We start from the raw sequence: 18,985 nt of genomic DNA, 5'->3' as shown, positions 1-18,985 counted from the left end.
TACAAGAAAAAACCCCGCCGAGGCGGGGTTTGCTGTAACAGCGTATGCGTTATGCTTTTACGCGGCTGGCGATGATATCATCCGCCACGTTGCGCGGCGCTTCCGCATAGTGGTGGAACTCCATGCTGTAGGTCGCGCGGCCTTGCGACATGGAGCGCAGCGTGGTGGAGTAGCCGAACATCTCAGCCAGCGGCACGTCGGCGCGGATAATCTGGCTACCAAAGCGCTCTTCCATGCCCTGCACCATCCCGCGACGGGAGGAGAGATCGCCCATAATGTTCCCGGCGTACTCTTCCGGCGTTTCCACTTCAACATGCATGATCGGCTCAAGGATTGCCGGATCCGCTTTGCGTGCGCCCTCTTTGAAGCCAAAGATTGCTGCCATGCGGAAGGCCATTTCCGAGGAGTCAACATCGTGATAGGAACCAAATGTCAGGGTTGCTTTCACATCGACCACCGGGTAACCCGCCAGCACGCCGTTGTTCATCGCTTCGCGCAGGCCTTTTTCCACTGAAGGAATGTACTCGCGCGGCACCACGCCGCCTTTGGTCGCGTCTTCAAATACAAAGCCACTACCCGGTTTCAGCGGTTCAAGCGTCAGTACCACATGACCATACTGCCCTTTACCACCGGACTGGCGCACAAATTTACCTTCGATATCCTTCACGGTTTTACGCAAGGTTTCACGATAGGTAACCTGCGGGCGACCAATATTGGCTTCCACGCCAAACTCACGTTTCATGCGGTCGACAATAATTTCCAGATGCAACTCGCCCATCCCGGAAATAATCGTCTGCCCGGATTCCTCGTCAGTATGCAGGCGGAATGATGGGTCTTCCGACGCCAGCCGCTGCAACGCGATGCCCATTTTTTCCTGATCCGCTTTGGTTTTCGGCTCAATCGCGAGCGAAATCACCGGCTCAGGGAACTCCATGCGCTCCAGGGTGATCACTTTATCCGGGTCGCATAACGTGTCGCCGGTCGTGACATCTTTCAGGCCAACACAGGCGGCAATATCACCGGCGCGCAGCTCATCCACCTCGTGGCGATCGTTGGCATGCATCTGCACAATACGCCCAATGCGCTCTTTCTTGCCTTTCACCGGGTTGTAAACCGCATCGCCTTTTTTCAGCACGCCGGAATAGACGCGGATAAAGGTAAGCTGGCCAACATACGGGTCAGTCATCAGTTTGAACGCCAGCGCCGAGAACGGTTCGTCATCAGTGGGATGGCGCTCTGCCGGTTGGCCTTTTTCATCCACGCCCTGAATGGCCGGAATATCCAGCGGCGACGGCATCAGCTCCACCACAGCATCGAGCATGCGCTGCACACCTTTGTTTTTGAAGGCGCTGCCGCATAGCATCGGCTGAATTTCACCCGCGACAGTGCGTTTGCGCAGCCCGGCAATGATTTCCGCTTCGTCCAGCGAGCCGGTTTCCAGATATTTATCCATCAGCTCATCGCTGGCTTCCGCCGCCGCAGAGATCATTTTCTCGCGCCACTCTTGCGCCGTTGCCAGCAGATCATCCGGTACCGGGCCATAGCTAAAGCTCATCCCTTGCGTCGTGTCATCCCAGATGATTTCGCGCATTTTGATCAAATCCACCACGCCGGTGAAATGCTCTTCCGCGCCGATCGGGATCACAATCGGCACCGGGTTGGCTTTCAGGCGGTCGATCATCATCTGCACCACGCGGAAAAAATCCGCGCCGGGGCGATCCATCTTGTTGACGAAGGCGAGACGCGGCACGTGGTATTTATTGGCCTGACGCCACACGGTTTCCGACTGCGGCTGCACGCCACCCACGGAGTCATACACCATTACCGCGCCGTCGAGCACGCGCATGGAACGTTCCACCTCAATGGTGAAATCCACGTGCCCGGGGGTGTCGATAATGTTGATGCGGTGCGGCTCAAAACCTCTGTCCATGCCAGGCCAGAAGCAACTTACCGCCGCAGACGTAATGGTAATACCGCGCTCTTGCTCCTGCGCCATCCAGTCGGTGGTTGCCGCGCCATCGTGTACTTCACCCAGTTTGTGGCTCATCCCGGTGTAAAACAGGATGCGCTCAGTGGTGGTTGTTTTACCGGCATCGATATGCGCGGAGATACCGATGTTGCGATAACGTTCGAGGGGGATGGGTCGGGGCATGATGCGTCCTTAGTCATTTGACTGTTCGTTCGCGACCGGAATTGGCCGCTATTCATTCACGGCGTCTATAATAGTACAACTGTACGAGTATATTCGAACTATTTTTGCTATTCTTACGATTGGTTGAGCCACGATTGACCTCGTGGCTTTCGCAAAGCAGTTTGCGTATAGTACCGGCCCAGCCGCCGATACGGGCTGCTGCTTTTCCAGCACAGCAACCGCCGACACAGGAATATTATGATCGCTAACCATCCCGAACGTGCGCAATTTCGCCTTGAAAATGTACTCTTTGCCCTTGGCAATCCCCTGCGCCTGGCGATGATCAAGCGGCTTGCCGACGGCAGCGAACTGAGCTGTAACGCCCTGCGCCCGGAAGACGTGGCGAAATCAACCATGACGCACCACTGGCGGGTACTACGTGATAGCGGTGTGGTCTGGCAACGCCCGCAGGGACGGGAAAATATGATCTCCCTGCGCCGCGAAGATCTCGACGCCTGCTTTCCGGGATTGCTGGATACGCTGTTGCAGGCGATGCAGAAAGAAGGGTAATGCCGGGCAAGGCGAAGCGCCACCCGGCAAAAGGCATCGTTATTTCGTTTCCGGCAGCACAATATTGCTCGCCGCCAGTGTGCCCATATTGTTGTAGATTGCACACGCGGCATCCACCAGTTGCATCGCCAGCGCCGCGCCGCTCCCTTCACCTAATCGCATTCCCATGTTGAGATAGGGTTCCAGCCCTAAATGTTCCAGTGCAATGCGCGCGCCTTTTTCCGCCGACAGATGCGAAGGAATCAAATAGGGTTTGACCTGCGGCGCAATGCGGCACGCCGCCAGCGCCGATGCGTAAGAAAGGAAACCGTCCAGCACCACCGGTAAACCACACGAGGCGGCACCCAGCATTACCCCGGTCATTCCCAGTAAATCGTAACCGCCAACTTTTGCCAGCACCTCAAGACCATCAGCGGGATTGGGCTGGTTGACGGCAATCGCTTTACGCACCACCTGCGCTTTATGCGCGAGTAGGCTTTCCGGCAAATTTGCGCCAATACCGACCACATGTTCAGGTTTTTCGCCGGTCAGTACGCTGACAATCGCCGCCGCCGGTGTGGTGTTCGCCATGCCCAATTCACCGACGCCGAACACTTTCACGCCTTGCGCCGCCAGTTCACGGGTGTAGCGCATCGTTTCCAGTAGCAACGCTTCGGCTTGCTGCGAGCTCATCGCCGGACCGGTGGCAATATTGCCGCTGCCGCGCGCGACTTTCATACTCACAAGACCGAGGATCGGATCGGCGTCAATACCAACATCCAGCACATACACTTTCGCACCAGCCTGCGCGGCCAGTACGCAAACGCCCGTCGTCGCCTGCGTCATGTTCGCCGCCTGAATCGCGGTGACCACCTGCGGCGATACCGCCACGCCTTCATGCCAGACGCCATGATCGGCGCACAGCACCACAATGGCTTTCTCACCACTTTGCGGCTTGCCGTTTAACCCCGGCATTCCCGCCAGTTGCACCGCTAATGCTTCCAGTCGGCCAAGGCTGCCAACCGGCTTCAGTAAACCATCCAGATGACGCTGCGCCTGCGCCATCGCTACGTCATCGGGGGCCGGGATACTTGCCAATAGTGTCGTCAACGTCTGCATGTTGTTTCTCGTTATGTTGCGGGCTGTTCAGAGCAGCGCCAGAAGAAATACCAGTTCGCCAAGTTCAATCGCTGCGCCCAGCGTATCGCCGGTTTGCCCGCCCAGCGTGCGTTTAAGCAGGTGTCCCAGCAAGAAGATCGCCGCCAGCGTCACCAGCAGCGCAATAATCCCTTTCATACCCAATATGGCAATCGCCAGTAACCCAGTGATTGTCAGCGTGACCAGCGTGTCTCTGCCCGAAACTTTGCCGATAAACAGGTTGCCCAGCCCCTCTTCGCGGGCATAGCGATGGCCGAACATCAGTAATACCGAGCAGCCGCGCCCGGCGGCGCAGGCCATCGCCAGTGCGGCAATCATGCTGACACCGCGCAGTTGCAGCTCGCTGATAACCAGAATTTTGGCAACCAGCACAAACACCAGCGCCAGACCGCCGTGGGTGCCAAGTCGGCTGTCACGCATGATCTCCAGCATCCGTTCGCGCCGCCGTGCGGAAAAGACACCGTCGCAGGTGTCCGCTAGGCCATCCAGATGAAAACCACCGGTTAACAATGCCAGCGCCAGCACGCCAAAAAGTGCCGCCAGCGGCACGCCGCACCAGTGTTGCACCACCAGCACGACACTACCACTGAGCGCCCCGAGCAACAGCCCGACCAGCGGAAACGTCACTATACCGCGCACGTAATCCGCGACATCCAGCCCCCGTACACAGCGGCCAGGCACGGGTAATCGGCTGATAAAAGAGAGCGTGGCGAAGAACAATTTGATCATTTGATTTTGACTCCAATCCCGGACACCACCAGCCAGACATGATCCGCCGCCTGCGCCAACCGTTGATTGACACGCCCGGCGATATCGCGAAAATGCCGCGCCAGGCGGTTTTCCGGCACAATGCCCATCCCCACTTCATTGGTCACCAGCACCACCGGTGACGGGCACGCCGCACAGGCTGCAATCAATTGCTCAATCTCCTGTTGAACCTGCGCTTCCAGCGCGGCGTAATCCCACTTATCCGGGTCGTCGCCCACGCCAGAAGCAAACAGCAGATTGGTGACAAGTGTCGTAATGCATTCCAGCACTATCGCTTCATCGGGATCGTTATGCGGAGTAATGACGGCTGACAACTGCTGCCAGCGCTCTTCGGTGCGCCAGTGTTGGGGGCGTCCCGCCCGATGGTGCTCAATACGCGCCGCCATTTCGTCATCAAAGATTTGTGAAGTGGCGATATAGAGCACTGTTTTTGCATTCGCGACCAGCGATTCGGCATGGCGGCTTTTGCCGCTGCGCGCACCGCCGGTAACAAGGGTTAACATGCTTGCTCCTGATGTTGCTGCATAATTTGATAAATACGATCAATGTCCACATGCTGACGCATGGCGTCGGCAAGAATATCAAACTGCTGCGCTTTGTACTGTGCATAATCAACGCGCGCATCCAGCGGCGGCAGCCCTTTGCGCTGGCGCAGCCCGTTAAGTAATGTGCGCGTGAACGCGTCGCTATCAAACAAACCATGCAGGTACGTGCCGAACACCAAACCGTCACGGCTGACTGCACCGTCTGCCACGCGCTGTCCCGCTTTTTGTAGCCACACCGCCGGCTGGCAACTACTGCCGCGCGTGGTTTCGCCCATATGAATCTCATAGCCGCGCAGCGTTAGTCCGGCGCACGGGGCCAGCCAGCCGGGTAGCGATTCTGGCAACACCGCCTCAACACGCGTGGTGGTTTTGTCATGCGCAAAACGCGTCACCGTCTCCAGTAGCCCCAGCCCTGGCTGTTGACCCAGCCCGGACTCCACCTCATCAATAATGGTTTCGCCAAGCATTTGATACCCGCCACAGACGCCGATAATCGGCACATTCGCACGGTGGCGTTCCAGCACTGCTTTTGCCAGCCCGCTTTCACGCAGCCAGTTGAGATCGCCCAGGGTGTTTTTACTGCCGGGGAGGATAACCAGATCGGCGCGGTGCAGTTCGTCCGGCGCGCGCACGTAATGAACGCGTACATCCGGCTGAGCGGCAAGCGCGTTGAAATCGGTGAAATTAGAAATATGCGGGAGTTGCACCACGGCGATATCCAGTGCCCGCTCGCCGGTGCGCAAGTATTTTCCGCGCTGTAACGCCACGCCGTCTTCATCTTCAAGGTCGACCTCCAGCCACGGCATCACGCCAATCACCGGTACGCCAGTCAACGCTTCAATCTGCTTAATTCCCGGGGTGAGCAGCGCGACATCGCCGCGAAACTTATTGATGATCACCCCTTTCACGCGCCAGCGTTCATGTTCCTGCAACAGCGCCAGCGTGCCGTAAATCGCGGCAAAAACACCGCCTCTGTCAATATCGGCAACCAGAATTACCGGGCAACCGGCCATCTCCGCCATGCCCATATTGACGATATCCCGGTCGCGCAGATTGATCTCCGCCGGGCTGCCGGCACCCTCCAGCACCAGCGCGTCGTACTCCTGCGCCAGGCTCTGGTAAACGCGGATAATCTGCTCGCGCAGTCGCGGTTTATATTCGTGGTAACTCACGGCGTCCATATCGGTCGCGACTTTACCCATCAGCACCACTTGTGCTTTGCGATCGCTGGTCGGTTTAAGCAGCACCGGATTCATGCGCACATCCGGCACAATACCCGCCGCTTCAGCCTGAAATATTTGCGCGCGTCCCATCTCCTCACCGTCCGCAGTGATACCGGAGTTGAGCGCCATATTCTGTGATTTAAACGGCGCGGTTTTTAGCCCATCCTGATGAAAAATACGGCACAGCCCCGCCACCAGCACGCTTTTACCCACGTCCGATGCGGTGCCTTGCAGCATAATGGCCTGCGTCATGACATCTCCTTAACCTGCGTCGCCCGCATACGGGCACGTTTGCACAGCGGCACTCCTGCCCGCCGTGCCGTTTTACTCGCCACAAGCCGTGTAGCGTAACGCAATGCCCTGGCGGACGATAACACGATGATTGCCTCTCCACTCACCCTCACGGATGAACACCGTTAGCTCTCGCACAACGCGGTGCGGTTATGTCTTCTCCCAATGCTTATTCACCAGAATGGTCGAAAAATAGGGCAGCGGCTGATCGTCGCTCACCTCGCTGAGCTGCCGCCAGCACTGCTCTCCCGGCAGCGTGGCTTCCGCCATCATCAGCGCATGGTCGAGTAAATCCGCCTCAGCAAGCAGCACTTTGATGCGCGCGAAACGGCCATAGACTTTCATCAGCACCAGATTGTCGTGTTGCAATAATGCCTGGCGGATGTCGCTTTCCGGCGCAGTGCAGGAGACCACCGCAAGCGATTGTTGCTCCATCGCCAGCGGTATTTGCGCTCGCGCAGCAATGGCGGCAAACGAAGTGACACCGGGAACAATTTCCAGTGTTTGTGGGTGTTGTAAGCGTTGCAGCAAAAACACCCAGGTGCTGAACAGCATGGCGTCGCCAAGCGTAATAAAACCGACTTGCTTGCCAGCCTGCACTTCGGTGTCCAGCGCAGCGGCGACTTCATCCCACACCGCCTCTTTTTCTGCGCTGTCAGCGCTCATCGGAAAGTGGCAGCAGCGCACTTCGGTCTGTTCGCCGAGATACTCACGGACAATCGACAGCGCAAGGCTGTCGCCCCCTTTGCGCCCGGCCGGGGCATACAGCACATCAAGCTGGCTGAGAATACGCGCACCGCGCACAGTGATAAGATCCGCAGCGCCAGGGCCGGTGCTTAATGCGTAGAGTTTTCCACTCATGCCGCCACCTCCAGCGCTTGTTCAAGCGCCTGCTGCAAATGCTGGACAAACATCGCGCGGATATCGGCGTTTTCACCCAGCCCTTGTAGCCACGGCGTGGCAGCAATACCGGCACGTTCAAACTGCGTTTTCCACGAATCGTTATCATCCGATGCCATATCATTAATCGCGTGATCGCCTGCCACCAGCATCAGCGGCATCAGGTGTACGGCTTTTACCCCTTCATGGCGCAAACTGTCGATCACCACGTCAATTTCCGGGTAGCTTTCTACCGCGCCGACGCGCGCCGGGAAGCGATGCGCCGCCATCATATGGTCAAGGCAGGCATACGCTGCAAAGGCATGGTGGCTGGCGCCATGGCCCATAAACACCACGCGTTCGTCCGGAGCAACCATCGGCATCTGACGTGAAAGCGCCTGCATCAGATGCAGGTAATCTTCATGGCTGCTGAGTAGCGGCGCACCAATCACCAGCCGTTTAAACAGCGGGCGCAAGGTTTGCACTTCGTGAACAATTTTTTCGTACTCATCACCGTTGATAATGTGCAAAGACTGGATCGCCACATCCTGATAACCCTGTTCCGCCAGCTTTTTCAGCGCGTCCAGCGGGGTATCGATGTGCAGGTTATCGCGCTGCTTCAGCTTGCGAATAATCATGCCGGAGGTGAAGGCGCGAAACAGGGTGCGATCCGGGCAACTGGCCGCCAGCTCACGCTCGCAGGCCACAATATTCTTTTCACAAGTGTCGTGATAGCTGGTGCCAAAGCTCACCACCAGAAGGGCTTTTTTCACTTTTCTCTCCTCACTGTGCCGCCAGCCAGCGCCGCAACCGTCCGGCGAAGGCATCCTGACTGTTGAGTAACTCATCTCCGCTCACCGCAGGTTGCGGGCGGGCAATGACAATGCACGGAATGCTGGCATCCAGCGCAGGCTGTACTTTTTCCAGATAACCGCCTTCTGCACCGGAGGCTTTGGTGATCATCACCTCTACCCGGTACTGGTGGTAAAACGCAGCGTTAAACTCCGCGCTGAACGGGCCGCAGAGGGCGAAAATATCACCAACACCAAAACCCAGTTGCGCGCATTGCGCCACCACGTCTGGCACGGGGAGCACGCGTGCCAGCAATGTTTTCCCCGGCAAACCCTCGCGCCAGCGCGCCAGATCTTTACTGCCGGTGGTCAGCAAAATACGCGCGCCCAGTTCGCGGGCTTTGTCACAGGCGTCTTCCAGCGAGGCGACATAAAACAGCAGCGGATGGGTCAAATCCGGTAACTGCTCCGGGCGCTGATAGCGGCTGAGCAATACCTGCGCCTGCTCACAGGCAACGGCGATATTACGGCTGACCACATCGGCATATGGGTGCGAAGCATCAATCACCCAGCGCGTACCATTGTGTTGCAGCCACGCGACCATATCGCTTATCTCCAGCCGCCCACAGCGTACCTGACCGCGAATATTTCCCGCCAGTTGTTGCCCGGTCGGTGTTGCCACCGACAGCGTGTAATGCACTCCAGCTTCATCCAGTTGCTGGCAGATCTGGCGCGCATCACTGGTGCCGCCAATAACCAATACTTCACCAGCGGTCACAGGGTGTAGCCCCTGGGTGTGATCATCAGGCCGTTTTGCACATAGGTGGCGCGATTGCCAACAATCACCAGGCTGGTCATATCGACGGGTTCAAAATCCATCTCGCCGAGCGTGGTCAGCCATTTTTCCTCTTTCTTGCGCCCGGCAGATTTCACCACGCCCACCGGCGTGTCGGCGCATTTACTGGCCGCTAGCAGTTCAAACGCGCGCGCCAGATGACCTTCGCGACCCCGGCTGCGCGGGTTGTAGAAGCAAATGACAAAATCCGCCTCACCCGCCGCGACAATGCGCTTTTCAATCACCGACCACGGCGTCATCAGGTCGCTTAAACTGATATGGCAAAAATCATGCATCAGCGGCGCGCCGAGCAGCGCCGCTGCGGCGATGCTGGCGGTCATGCCCGGCACCAGCCGGACTTCGACATCCAGTTGCTGTTTACTCACCAGCTCAAGCACCAGCCCGGCCATGCCGTAGATCCCGGCGTCACCGCTGCTGATCAACGCCACGTTATGTCCTGCCTGCGCCAGCTCAATCGCCGCCTGACAGCGTTCGATCTCTTTACACATGCCGGTTTTGATCACCTGTTTATCACCGGTAAAGGCTTTCACCAGATGGGTATAGGTTTTGTAACCCACCACAATTTCCGCCGCCTGCAGCGCTTCAACGGCTTCCATGGTCATCATTGCCTGTGAGCCGGGGCCAATCCCGATTACCGTTAACATCAGTGTGAAACTCCCAAAGTAATAGTCACGCCCTGCTCGCGCAGGGTTTCGCCAATCAGTTGCCCGTGGCTCATCAGCCATGCCGCCGGTCCGGAGACGCTCCCAACCCCAGCGGTTTGGCGAACAAATTCCGAGGCGGGAAAATGGTGTTCGTGTTGCCGCAATGCATCAGCGCTGAAAACCTCAAACAGCACGCCCAAACTTTGTGCAAGTTGGATCAGCCCTTTTTCATCCTGCTTTAAGGTGATGCTGCCAATCGCGCGCAGCGCCAGCGGGTCGATGGCATTCGCCTGCAACTGACGCAGCAACAGCGCCGAGAGCAGCGCAAACGGCGTGTCACGCCGACAACCTATCCCCACCACGATGCGTTTCGGCACCAGTTTGAAAACGGGCAAAGGCAGTGCTGGCAGCGCCGCTTGCGTGGTTACACACACGACACCATCCAGTTCCGGTAACGCATCGAGGCGATCCACTGCGATAAAACCGCGCGTATCGCAACGCGCCACGTCCTCGCGCATCGCCGCTTCACACCACAGGCCAACGCGTTTACCGCTGACCAGCATCTGATTGACGCGCTTTACCGCCGGACGAAAATCCTGCATCCGCGCATCCAACTGGCTTGCCAGCATGTCGAGCGCCGCCAGATCGTTCACGTCTGTCGCTGTGGTGATCACCGGATCGGCGTTCAGCACACCCGCCAGGTAACGCGCCAGTGCATTCGCACCGCCGCAATGCCCGGAAAGCAGGCTAATAACATGCTGCCCGCGCTCATCAATGACGATCACCGCTGGATCGTTAAATTTGTCATTCACCAGCGGGGCGATAACGCGCACGGCAATGCCCGTTGCACCGATAAAAATCACCGACGAACAGGTACAAAACGCCTCGCGCAGCGTCTGCGCAAAACCGCCGTCGAAGGGCTGAAATCCCTCCGTAAGCAATTCTTCGCTGGTAAAACAGGTCATCGACAGTGCAGATTGCAGACGCGCCGCCAGCGCCACGCCGCCCGGCGTCAGGCAAAACAGCGCTATCGATTCAGGCTTTACGGTATTCATGGCTAAAATCCGCTGCGTAAAGCCGGGAGTAGTGGAACTCGTCGCCCAGAAATGCACCGACGAGGATCAGCGCGGTTTTGCGGATCCCGGCAGCGCGCACTTTGTCAGCAATATCCGCCAGCGTGCCGCGCACCGTTTGGCTCTCCGGCCAGGTCGCTTTATAAATAACTGCGACGGGCGTGGTCGGCGGGTAGCCGCCTTCGATTAAACGTTCCGCCACGCGGTGAATGCGTTGTACCGAGAGGTAAATCGCCATCGAGGTCTGATGGCTGGCAAATGCTTCCAGCTGTTCGCGCTCCGGCACCGGCGTGCGCCCTTCGAGGCGGGTGATAATCAGGCTTTGCGACACGTCCGGTACGGTGTACTCAACCCCCAGTTCCGCCGCCGCGCCCAGAAACGCACTGACGCCGGGTACGACCTGCCAGTGAATGCCTCGTTGAGTTAATACCTCCCCCTGTTCGCGCACCGATCCATACAGCGAAACGTCGCCAGTTTGCAGACGTACCACCACTTTTCCGGCGTTCACACCGGCTTCCATTAAATCGATGATTTGCTCAAGGTGCAGCTCGGCGCTGTCGTGGCACTCTGCGTCAGGCGGGCAGTATTCCAGCAGTTCGGTATTGATGAGCGAACCGGCGTAAATCACCACCTGCGCCTGTTGCAACAGGCGATACCCTTTTAGCGTGATTAGCTCCTTATCGCCTGGACCTGCACCCACAAACCAGACTGTTCGTGCGTCCGTGTTGTCAGCCATGATGTTGCTCCTTTGCACAGGAAATCATAAAAACGGGATTATGCGGTTTGAAGTAGTGACCGCTGCCAAGCGGGGTCAGCAGTGAAACCTGAAGTTGCTGGCAATCCAGCTCAGCGACAGGGCAATTCGCCAGGTGCGCCAGCGCAGCGCTTAAGTTTTCCTGCAGGATAAATGTCATGACCAGCCGCCCGCCGGGGTTAAGCTGCGCCAACGACCAGTCGATAAGTTGCGTCAGATTACCGCCGCTGCCGCCCATAAACACCGCATCCGCAGGCTGCTCGACAAACAGCGGCGCAACGCCGGAAATCAGGGTGATATTGCGACAAGCAAAGCGCTGGCAATTCTCTTCCAGCAGCCCGAGCGCTGCGGGGTTGCGTTCAATCGCCGTGATCTGCAGTTGCGGGTACGCCAGCGCCGCTTCAATGCTCACGCTGCCGGTACCCGCGCCGATATCAATCAGGTGGCTGGCGCAGTGCAGCGCCAGCTTCGACAGCGCCAGCGCACGCACCGCTTCTTTGGTCATCGGCACCTTTTCGCCGCGCATAAACAGCTCATCTTTCATTGAGGATCACCACCACATTCATCTCGTAATGCGCCTTTACATCCGCAGGGCGCAGCCAGTGGATACGTTCATTGTCCAGACCGAGGTTTTCGCCAATCACCAGCCAGCAATTTTCTGCCCCGCGCGCCAGTAGCTCGTCAGCAATGGCTTTTGGCCCGCAGCGGGCATCGGTCACCATCGCGACCTTGGTGGCGCGCGCCAGGGCATCGAAATCCACATCGCGTCCGTGGCTGCTGGTCAGCCAGATATCGTTCATATCAATGCCGGTACGCGAACAGAGGTACTGCGCGGCGCTGATACCAGGAATAATGCGCAACTGTTCAATACCGAAGTGCGCCACCAGCCGTGTGCCGATGCCGTAAAACAAGGGGTCGCCGGAGGCCAGTACCACCACATTGCGCGTGGCGTGTTCTTCCAGCCACGCCAGCAAAGCAGGAATATCCGCATCCAGCGCCCGCACCTCCCCGGCAAAATCGGGGAATTGCGCCAGGTGGCGTTGACCACCGACCAGCACCTCTGCCTGCGCTACTGCCTCCTGTGCCTGCGGCGTCATTAGCGCCAGATTGCCCGGCCCCATCCCGGCGACGGTTAACATCTGAGATCCCCGGCAATCGCCTCAACGGGACGATTCGCGCCCAGCACCTTGTTATCAAAGGAGAACATCACGGCATCGCACTGCGGCGGATTGTGCGTAAAGCGCAGCATTTGCTCGATACGCTGGCAGATACGGGTTGCCAGGTGATCGTAGAGGTGGCTGAAACCGGCGGCGTCAATGTGCTCCATTGCCGCTTCGGTAGTGTCGCACTCGCTCACCGCCAGCAGGAGCGCATGCGGTGCACCGAGCAGCGCCAGGTGCGCGACCAGCGTTTCCATGCGCGCGTCGGCGATGTGGCTGTGGGTGTGAAAGATCCCGGCGGCGATTTTCACCAGCTTGCCGGGATGACCGACCAGCACGATATGCCGGAAACCAAGGCGCACCGCCTCTTCGATCATGTAGCCAACGAAGTTACTCATGGTGACCACTTGCTCGCCGGACAGTCCCAGATACTCGCGGACAAAACGTTCGCCGTGGTTACCGGGCACCAGAATTACGCGACCCATCCCGGCGGCGCGTTTTAATTCCAGCTCCAGCGCCAGCGAGCGCTTCCAGCTCTCTTCCGACATCGGCGTGACAATGCCGGTGGTGCCAATAATTGAAATGCCGCCAAGAATACCGAGCCTGCCGTTGTAGGTTTTCTTCGCCCGTTCCTCCCCTTCCGGGGCAAAAATTTCCACCTCTGCGCCGCGCGTCGGACCAATCACTTCGCGCACGGCGGCTTCGATAGTCTGGCGCGGCGTGCGGTTGATAGCCGCTTCGCCAACAGCCAGGCCAATGCCTTTGCGGGTGACAGTACCAACGCCTTCGCCGCCACGCAGGGTTATTTCACCCTCATCATTAAGCGTGACGCGCGCGAAAATCAGCATGCCGTGAGTGGCATCAACATCATCGCCACCGTCCTTGCGAATGGCGGCAATCCCCTGCAAACCTTCCACATGCGGGCATTCGACGCACAGGCGTAGCGTGACGCCCGACGGCGTGACAATCGATACCTGGTGGATAAGGTGCTGGCGAAGCACCATCAGCGCCGCCACTTTCGCGGCCGCCGTCGCGCAGGAGCCGGTGGTATAACCTTTGCGCAGCGCTTTTCCGTTGTGCCACACCGGGTCGTCGAACGCCTGTTCGCTCATTGCGCCTCCCGCAGGCTGTAAAGCAGCGCGTTAACGATCGCCGCCGCCACGTTGCTACCGCCTTTGCGCCCGCGTGCGGCAATACCCGGTAAGCCACTCGCCACCAGCGCCTCTTTCGACTCTGCCGCGCCGACAAAGCCAACCGGTACACCGACCACACCGTTCACCAAGGTGTTATGTTCAAGCAGGCGAAACAGCGCAGTGGGCGCATTGCCGAAGACAAACACCTTGCCCCCCTCTTCGCCCAGCGCCAGATCGACCGCCGCCATCGAACGGGTGATACCGTCAGCTTTGGCGCGGCGCACCACGCGCGGGTCGGAGATATAGCAACGTGCTTCGCCGCCGAACTGCGCCAGCAGGGTTTTATTAATGCCAGAAAGCGCCATAGTGGTATCGGTGTAGAGCGTGCAGCCCTGTTTTATCGCGGTACAGAGGCTTGCCAGCGCATCATCGGAAAACCATAAGATATCGAGCCAGTCGAAATCGGCGGTGGTATGAATGACCCGTTTGATAACCGCTTCATGCAGCGGACTGGCAAAGCGGTAATCGGGGCGCATCTCTTTGATAATGTCGCTAATAATGACAAAACTTTTGGCTTCAATAGCCTGCGGTTGCTGCAAATAATCCATCGTTTTCATCCTCAGGCCCCCATCCACACGAAACGTACCAGCGCAAACAGCACCAGTGCCAACGTCGAGGCCAGCCACATCATCTGGATGGTTCGCCCGATGTCATCAACGTCAATGGCGCGGGTATCATCACCGATCCAGGGTTTTTCGACGCGTTCGCCGAAGTAGTCGTTGGGCCCGCCAAGGCGCACGCCGAGCGCACCGGCAACCGTACCTTCCGGCCAGGCGCAGTTCGGGCTGCTGTGATTGTTCCGGTCACGAAAACCCACACGCAATGCTGCGCGGGCATCCTGGCGACAACACCAGGCTGCGATACTCAGCAAAAACCAGCTCAGGCGTGCCGGGATAAAATTGGCGACATCATCCAGCCGGGCGCTGACCATGCCGATGGCGCGGTACTTTTCATGTTTGTAGCCGACCATTGAATCCAGCGTGTTGACGGCTTTGTAGGCCATCGCCAGTGGCGCGCCGCCGAGCAGCAAAAAGAACAGCGGCGCAATCACCCCATCGACGGTATTCTCCGCGACCGTTTCCACCACCGCGCGAGTGATTTGCGGCGGCTGCAACTGGCGGGTATCGCGCCCGACAATCCATGAGAGTTTTTCGCGGCTCTGGGCAAGCAGCCCCTGGCGCAGCGGCTTTTCGACTTCCCGTGCCATGTCCGCCAGGCAACGGGTGGCGAGCGAGGTGTAGATCAACCACACCTCGACACACCAGCCGAGCCACGGGTGAGTGGCGCTTGCCAGCGCTAGCGCGCCCCAGGCCACTCCCCAGCTCACACCGACCACCGCCAGCCACATTACGCCGCCGCCCATGCGCAGCGCGTTATCGCTATGGCACCAGCGCCGCACGATGCCTTGTAGCAGGTTAATCAGCGCGCCAATCCAGCGCACCGGATGCGGCCAGCGCGGCGGGTCGCCCAGCAGCCGATCGAGTAAAAACGCCACAACCCAGGCAAGCAGTGTCATTGCGCGCTCCTTGCGGCAGCAAACCAGTGGTTGAGCATTTGCGGGCGTTGGGCGAAGTGCAGATGCAGGTAGCTGGCGAAGGTGTTGCCAACCTGCCAGCCAGCCTGCCAACGTTTGAGCACTTCGCCGTCACGGGTTTTATGGCAGTCGAGCACCGCCGCCGTTTGCGCGGTGAAATCTGAATAGTGAAATTCGTGTCCGCGCAGGGTTTCACCCGCTGCCGCCAGTAAGGTCTGTTGCGTCGCGCGGGCTTCGCAGTAGCCAAAGCGGGTCAGTTTGTTGCCCATCACGCTAAGACCGGGGATCACATTCGTCATCGGCCATTCGTGGCCGTCAGCATCACGCAATGCGGTGCCGAGATACATCAGCCCGCCGCACTCGGCGTAGATCGCTACACCGCGCTGATGGGCCACGCGGATAGCCTCCAGCATGGGCGTGTTTTCTGACAATGCCCGTGCATGCAGCTCCGGGTAACCACCGCCAAGCCACAGCATCTGGCATTCCGGTAACTGGTTATCACGCAGCGGGCTAAAGCGCACAATGCGGACTCCCGCACGTTCGAGTAACTCGAGATTAGCGGGGTAGTAAAAGTTGAAGGCTTCATCAAAGGCTAATGCCAGCGTCAGCCCTGCGCCTACAGCCGCATCCGGCAAGGGCGGCATTTGCCCGGCGGGAAGCGCCGTGAGTTGGCTGAGCGTGAGCAGTTGGTCAATATCAATCGTTTGCTCCAGATGCCCGGCAAAATCTTGCCACGATTGGGCTTCCACCACTGATTCACGCGCGGTCACCAGACCGAGATGACGCTCCGGCAACGTAATGCCGGGCGCGGTCGGGACATACCCCAGCACCGGTAGCGCGCAATAGTGTTCAATGGCGTGTTTCAGGAGCTGAAAATGGCTGTCGCTATTAACCCGGTTGACGATAACGCCGGCAATGGGCAGTTGCGGATCGAAGTGCTGAAAACCCATGACTGTTGCGGCAATGGAGGTCGACACCGCTTTGCCGTCAACGAGCAAAATCACCGCAACGCCAAGCTGTTTTGCCAGTGCGGCGCTGCTGCAATAATCAGGGTCGGTGCCGTAGCCGTCGTACAATCCCATCACGCCTTCAATAATGGCAACATCGCAGGCGGAAACATGCTCGCAAAAGAGCGCGTTGAGCGTTGGCTCTGGCAGCATAAAGCTGTCGAGATTGTGGGAGGCGACGCCGGAAACGGCGCTGTGCCAGGCGGTATCCAGGTAATCCGGCCCGACTTTGAACGGCTGAACACGTAAGCCGCGACGGTTAAAAACAGTAAGCAGCCCCAGCGTGACGGTGGTTTTACCACAGCCGCTACCGGTTCCGGCAAGGAGAAAGGCGCTGCGCCTGTCTGACATTCCTGATACCCCATCACGGGCGGAAAGCTGAAGTCAGGCGCGCGTTTGCCCGGTCTTACGACCGTACGCTTCTGAGCAACCCACTTCCCACCGAAGTTGTTGATAATGGCCCATCAGGTCGGTCTTCTGGCTTAGCGTCATCCTCACCCGTCCTTCCCGATCTGGCGATCAGTGGCGTTTTCGGGGTTGTCAGCATCACAGCAGCGGGGGCTGCGGGGGATTTTCGCCCCCTTCCCAGCCGCGCAAAAAGCGGCGGCAAAACCTGTTGGCTTATTGCGTCACGGCGCGAAAACCGTGTTCGCTTGTTCATGACATTTCCCAGAGGCAAACTGGATTGCCGCAGGGAAATAAAACTGATGCAGTTTATCGTCGCGTAAACACGAGTTTGTTGCGCTATAACAATGTATTGCTCACCCGCTTTTATCAACACCTGATTTATTCAGGTTTCGCGTCACGATTTTCAGTGTCGGAATTAACTCAACGCTGCATGAGTCATTCAAACATCCTCTAAGGCTGTAAACAAAATAGCGGTAGAACCTCTTCATAATCTGACGGAAAGATATGTGTAATCACGCGCCTGCGAGAATCCTCAACTGGGAATGATAAAGACCATGTGCAGCGAGCAATGTCGAAATATCTTCGTGCTCGGGTGGAGACATGCCAACGCGGCGTTAATGCTGGCATTCGACGGGATGAAATGACACTATCCGTTTTATTTTTTAGGGGGATAACCGTGGCGCAGGCAGCATGTCCCGCATCCTGCGGCGAAATAATCCAGGGCTGGATACTCGGCGGCGAAAAGCTGGTCTCCTGCCCGGTGGCGTGGTACAGCCATGTGGAAGTCACCACCGGCACGCCACTGGCCAAAGAGCGCCCGCTCACCCGCGCGATGATCAAACTGTTGCTGGCGCACTGGCAACTTCCCGCGTCCCTCTCGTCAACGCTGCGTATCGACTGCCGCTCCACCATTCCGGTGGCGAAAGGCATGGCCAGCAGCACTGCCGATATTGCGGCGACAGCCGTAGCGGCTGCCCGACATCTTAATCAGCCGCTGGATGAAGAAACACTGGCTCAGCTCTGCGTGACGCTGGAGCCGACCGACAGCACGCTGTTTTCGGGCCTGACGCTGTTTGACCATAACACCGCAGCGACCCGCATTCCCTGTGGCACACTTCCGCACAGCGAGGTTCTGCTGCTGGAGAGCCCGCTGACACTGACGACCGCAGATTATCACCGGATGGCGCGCCAGCAGGCGCTGCTCGACAATGCGGGCACTCTGGACAGAGCATGGCAAACGCTACAACGCGCTTGCGCGAAAAATGATGCCGCACTGCTGGGCGAAGCCGCAACACTCAGCGCGATAGCCAGCCAGGCGCTATTGCAAAAACCGGCGTTCAATACCCTGCTCAATCTGGTGGAACGATTCGATTTGTACGGTCTGAACGTGGCGCATAGCGGGAGCGTGGTGGGTTTGTTTCTTGATTCAGCACGTCATGATGTGGAAGCGGTTTGCAGTTTTCTAGCGAAGAGGGAACTGGCGGTACACTGGCCAAAAAGCTATTTGTTGGAGATGGTGGCGGGCGGCGTGAAATAGGGGTGAGAGGCGAACCTCTCACCGCGAGGCATTATTCGGTCTTTGCTTCAACCGACTTCAGTTCGCCCATGGTTTTCAGTTTCTTGGAAATGTCACGACGTTCTTTCGACAGCTCGGCGTTTTTGATGATGTAATCATCTACGCGATCTTCGTAGTCGGTTTTCATGCTGGCGATAATGCCCTGAATGGCTTCAACGCTCATGCCCGGTTTGATGTAATCGCTGAGGTTATCCAGCAGCAGAACACGCTTCTGGTTATCACGGATCTTCTTCTCAACGTCCTGAATTTCACGCTGCAACTTATTCTTGCGGCGGAACAGACGCACAAACTCCAGAACATCCTGGAACGAAGGCTTGGTTGTTTCCATTTTTACACCCCTGATAATGTGAGATTCGGATTCGTTAACGCAACAAGCTTAGAGGCAAACCTACCCAAAGCGGTTGCATATGACAATAATTTTTCCTTTTCTCTATCATAACCACAA

At 58.0% G+C, this 18,985-nt stretch carries 20 protein-coding genes and 1 riboswitch; of the genes, 2 read left to right on the top strand and 18 right to left on the bottom strand.

Annotated features, from left to right (window positions below):
- Positions 1–49: 49 nt before the first annotated feature.
- Complete coding sequence (gene fusA / locus E0L21_RS18595) at positions 50–2,152, bottom strand: elongation factor G (protein ID WP_131412086.1); 2,103 nt, start codon at positions 2,150–2,152, stop codon at positions 50–52.
- Between the two features lie 237 nt (positions 2,153–2,389).
- Between fusA and E0L21_RS18590 the strand changes: the two genes are divergently transcribed.
- The gene (locus E0L21_RS18590; protein WP_131412084.1) at positions 2,390–2,701 is read left to right on the top strand and encodes an ArsR/SmtB family transcription factor; all 312 of its coding nucleotides are present in this window, start codon (positions 2,390–2,392) and stop codon (positions 2,699–2,701) included.
- A gap of 39 nt (positions 2,702–2,740) precedes the next feature.
- Here E0L21_RS18590 and cobT read toward each other — a convergent pair whose 3' ends face one another.
- From cobT to E0L21_RS18510, 16 genes are all read right to left on the bottom strand, one after another.
- The gene (cobT, locus tag E0L21_RS18585) at positions 2,741–3,799 is read right to left on the bottom strand and encodes a nicotinate-nucleotide--dimethylbenzimidazole phosphoribosyltransferase (RefSeq protein ID WP_131412082.1); all 1,059 of its coding nucleotides are present in this window, start codon (positions 3,797–3,799) and stop codon (positions 2,741–2,743) included.
- A 27-nt stretch (positions 3,800–3,826) separates the two neighbouring features.
- The gene (cobS, locus tag E0L21_RS18580) at positions 3,827–4,567 is read right to left on the bottom strand and encodes an adenosylcobinamide-GDP ribazoletransferase (RefSeq protein WP_131412080.1); all 741 of its coding nucleotides are present in this window, start codon (positions 4,565–4,567) and stop codon (positions 3,827–3,829) included.
- Positions 4,564–5,109 (bottom strand): bifunctional adenosylcobinamide kinase/adenosylcobinamide-phosphate guanylyltransferase, encoded by a 546-nt coding sequence (gene cobU, locus E0L21_RS18575; protein WP_131412078.1) that lies wholly within the window; start codon positions 5,107–5,109, stop codon positions 4,564–4,566. Before cobU ends, cobS begins: the two co-directional genes overlap by 4 nt.
- Positions 5,103–6,626, bottom strand: a complete 1,524-nt coding sequence (locus E0L21_RS18570; protein ID WP_131412076.1) for a cobyric acid synthase — start codon at positions 6,624–6,626, stop codon at positions 5,103–5,105. The genes cobU and E0L21_RS18570 overlap by 7 nt, the downstream gene beginning before the upstream one ends.
- Before the next feature lie 189 nt (positions 6,627–6,815).
- Positions 6,816–7,526, bottom strand: a complete 711-nt coding sequence (locus E0L21_RS18565; protein WP_131412074.1) for a cobalt-factor II C(20)-methyltransferase — start codon at positions 7,524–7,526, stop codon at positions 6,816–6,818.
- Positions 7,523–8,317 carry a sirohydrochlorin cobaltochelatase gene (gene cbiK / locus E0L21_RS18560; RefSeq protein ID WP_131412072.1) on the bottom strand — a complete coding sequence of 265 codons (795 nt, stop codon included), beginning with the start codon at positions 8,315–8,317 and terminating at the stop codon, positions 7,523–7,525. The genes E0L21_RS18565 and cbiK overlap by 4 nt, the downstream gene beginning before the upstream one ends.
- Positions 8,318–8,327: 10 nt before the next feature.
- On the bottom strand, positions 8,328–9,113 hold the full coding sequence (locus E0L21_RS18555) for a cobalt-precorrin-6A reductase (RefSeq protein WP_131412070.1): 786 nt from the start codon (positions 9,111–9,113) through the stop codon (positions 8,328–8,330).
- Positions 9,110–9,835 (bottom strand): precorrin-3B C(17)-methyltransferase, encoded by a 726-nt coding sequence (locus E0L21_RS18550; protein WP_131412068.1) that lies wholly within the window; start codon positions 9,833–9,835, stop codon positions 9,110–9,112. The genes E0L21_RS18555 and E0L21_RS18550 overlap by 4 nt, the downstream gene beginning before the upstream one ends.
- The gene (cbiG, locus tag E0L21_RS18545; RefSeq protein ID WP_131412066.1) at positions 9,835–10,890 is read right to left on the bottom strand and encodes a cobalt-precorrin 5A hydrolase; all 1,056 of its coding nucleotides are present in this window, start codon (positions 10,888–10,890) and stop codon (positions 9,835–9,837) included. The genes E0L21_RS18550 and cbiG overlap by 1 nt, the downstream gene beginning before the upstream one ends.
- Complete coding sequence (locus E0L21_RS18540; protein WP_131412064.1) at positions 10,871–11,644, bottom strand: cobalt-precorrin-4 methyltransferase; 774 nt, start codon at positions 11,642–11,644, stop codon at positions 10,871–10,873. The genes cbiG and E0L21_RS18540 overlap by 20 nt, the downstream gene beginning before the upstream one ends.
- Positions 11,637–12,206 (bottom strand): decarboxylating cobalt-precorrin-6B (C(15))-methyltransferase, encoded by a 570-nt coding sequence (locus E0L21_RS18535; protein ID WP_131412062.1) that lies wholly within the window; start codon positions 12,204–12,206, stop codon positions 11,637–11,639. Before E0L21_RS18535 ends, E0L21_RS18540 begins: the two co-directional genes overlap by 8 nt.
- Positions 12,196–12,801, bottom strand: a complete 606-nt coding sequence (cbiE, locus tag E0L21_RS18530) for a precorrin-6y C5,15-methyltransferase (decarboxylating) subunit CbiE (RefSeq protein WP_131412060.1) — start codon at positions 12,799–12,801, stop codon at positions 12,196–12,198. The genes E0L21_RS18535 and cbiE overlap by 11 nt, the downstream gene beginning before the upstream one ends.
- Positions 12,795–13,934, bottom strand: a complete 1,140-nt coding sequence (gene cbiD / locus E0L21_RS18525; RefSeq protein WP_131412058.1) for a cobalt-precorrin-5B (C(1))-methyltransferase CbiD — start codon at positions 13,932–13,934, stop codon at positions 12,795–12,797. Before cbiD ends, cbiE begins: the two co-directional genes overlap by 7 nt.
- The gene (locus E0L21_RS18520; RefSeq protein ID WP_131412216.1) at positions 13,931–14,563 is read right to left on the bottom strand and encodes a cobalt-precorrin-8 methylmutase; all 633 of its coding nucleotides are present in this window, start codon (positions 14,561–14,563) and stop codon (positions 13,931–13,933) included. The genes cbiD and E0L21_RS18520 overlap by 4 nt, the downstream gene beginning before the upstream one ends.
- Positions 14,564–14,574: 11 nt before the next feature.
- Positions 14,575–15,531 (bottom strand): adenosylcobinamide-phosphate synthase CbiB, encoded by a 957-nt coding sequence (gene cbiB, locus E0L21_RS18515; protein ID WP_131412056.1) that lies wholly within the window; start codon positions 15,529–15,531, stop codon positions 14,575–14,577.
- Positions 15,528–16,907: a cobyrinate a,c-diamide synthase gene (locus tag E0L21_RS18510; protein ID WP_131412054.1), complete on the bottom strand. Its 1,380-nt coding sequence runs from the start codon at positions 16,905–16,907 to the stop codon at positions 15,528–15,530. The genes cbiB and E0L21_RS18510 overlap by 4 nt, the downstream gene beginning before the upstream one ends.
- A gap of 99 nt (positions 16,908–17,006) precedes the next feature.
- Positions 17,007–17,188: riboswitch (cobalamin riboswitch) on the bottom strand.
- A gap of 452 nt (positions 17,189–17,640) precedes the next feature.
- Between E0L21_RS18510 and E0L21_RS18505 the strand changes: the two genes are divergently transcribed.
- Entirely contained in the window at positions 17,641–18,501 is an 861-nt protein-coding gene (locus tag E0L21_RS18505) for an L-threonine kinase (RefSeq protein WP_131412052.1), read from the top strand.
- 31 nt (positions 18,502–18,532) lie between these two features.
- On the opposite strand, the gene E0L21_RS18500 is transcribed toward E0L21_RS18505, so the two are convergent.
- Entirely contained in the window at positions 18,533–18,868 is a 336-nt protein-coding gene (locus E0L21_RS18500) for a DUF496 family protein (protein WP_017458442.1), read from the bottom strand.
- Positions 18,869–18,985: the final 117 nt, after the last annotated feature.

The sequence above is a fragment of the Kosakonia quasisacchari genome (assembly GCF_004331415.1).
Taxonomy (GTDB): Bacteria; Pseudomonadota; Gammaproteobacteria; order Enterobacterales; family Enterobacteriaceae; genus Kosakonia; species Kosakonia quasisacchari.
Note: the sequence above shows the minus strand (reverse complement) of the source record. Positions and strands in the feature narration are given on the sequence as shown.

Bases quoted from the DNA above. Each gene is read 5' to 3' on its own strand.
- cobT (WP_131412082.1), bottom strand. From the start codon at position 3,799: ATGCAGACGTTGACGACACTATTGGCAAGTATCCCGGCCCCCGATGAC.
- E0L21_RS18520 (WP_131412216.1), bottom strand. From the start codon at position 14,563: ATGGATTATTTGCAGCAACCGCAGGCTATTGAAGCCAAAAGTTTTGTC.
- E0L21_RS18500 (WP_017458442.1), bottom strand. From the start codon at position 18,868: ATGGAAACAACCAAGCCTTCGTTCCAGGATGTTCTGGAGTTTGTGCGT.
- E0L21_RS18550 (WP_131412068.1), bottom strand. From the start codon at position 9,835: ATGTTAACGGTAATCGGGATTGGCCCCGGCTCACAGGCAATGATGACC.
- cobS (WP_131412080.1), bottom strand. From the start codon at position 4,567: ATGATCAAATTGTTCTTCGCCACGCTCTCTTTTATCAGCCGATTACCC.
- E0L21_RS18535 (WP_131412062.1), bottom strand. From the start codon at position 12,206: ATGAAAGATGAGCTGTTTATGCGCGGCGAAAAGGTGCCGATGACCAAA.
- cbiG (WP_131412066.1), bottom strand. From the start codon at position 10,890: ATGAATACCGTAAAGCCTGAATCGATAGCGCTGTTTTGCCTGACGCCG.
- cbiB (WP_131412056.1), bottom strand. From the start codon at position 15,531: ATGACACTGCTTGCCTGGGTTGTGGCGTTTTTACTCGATCGGCTGCTG.
- fusA (WP_131412086.1), bottom strand. From the start codon at position 2,152: ATGCCCCGACCCATCCCCCTCGAACGTTATCGCAACATCGGTATCTCC.
- E0L21_RS18540 (WP_131412064.1), bottom strand. From the start codon at position 11,644: ATGGCTGACAACACGGACGCACGAACAGTCTGGTTTGTGGGTGCAGGT.
- E0L21_RS18590 (WP_131412084.1), top strand. From the start codon at position 2,390: ATGATCGCTAACCATCCCGAACGTGCGCAATTTCGCCTTGAAAATGTA.
- cbiD (WP_131412058.1), bottom strand. From the start codon at position 13,934: ATGAGCGAACAGGCGTTCGACGACCCGGTGTGGCACAACGGAAAAGCG.
- E0L21_RS18570 (WP_131412076.1), bottom strand. From the start codon at position 6,626: ATGACGCAGGCCATTATGCTGCAAGGCACCGCATCGGACGTGGGTAAA.
- cobU (WP_131412078.1), bottom strand. From the start codon at position 5,109: ATGTTAACCCTTGTTACCGGCGGTGCGCGCAGCGGCAAAAGCCGCCAT.
- E0L21_RS18510 (WP_131412054.1), bottom strand. From the start codon at position 16,907: ATGTCAGACAGGCGCAGCGCCTTTCTCCTTGCCGGAACCGGTAGCGGC.
- E0L21_RS18565 (WP_131412074.1), bottom strand. From the start codon at position 7,526: ATGAGTGGAAAACTCTACGCATTAAGCACCGGCCCTGGCGCTGCGGAT.
- cbiE (WP_131412060.1), bottom strand. From the start codon at position 12,801: ATGTTAACCGTCGCCGGGATGGGGCCGGGCAATCTGGCGCTAATGACG.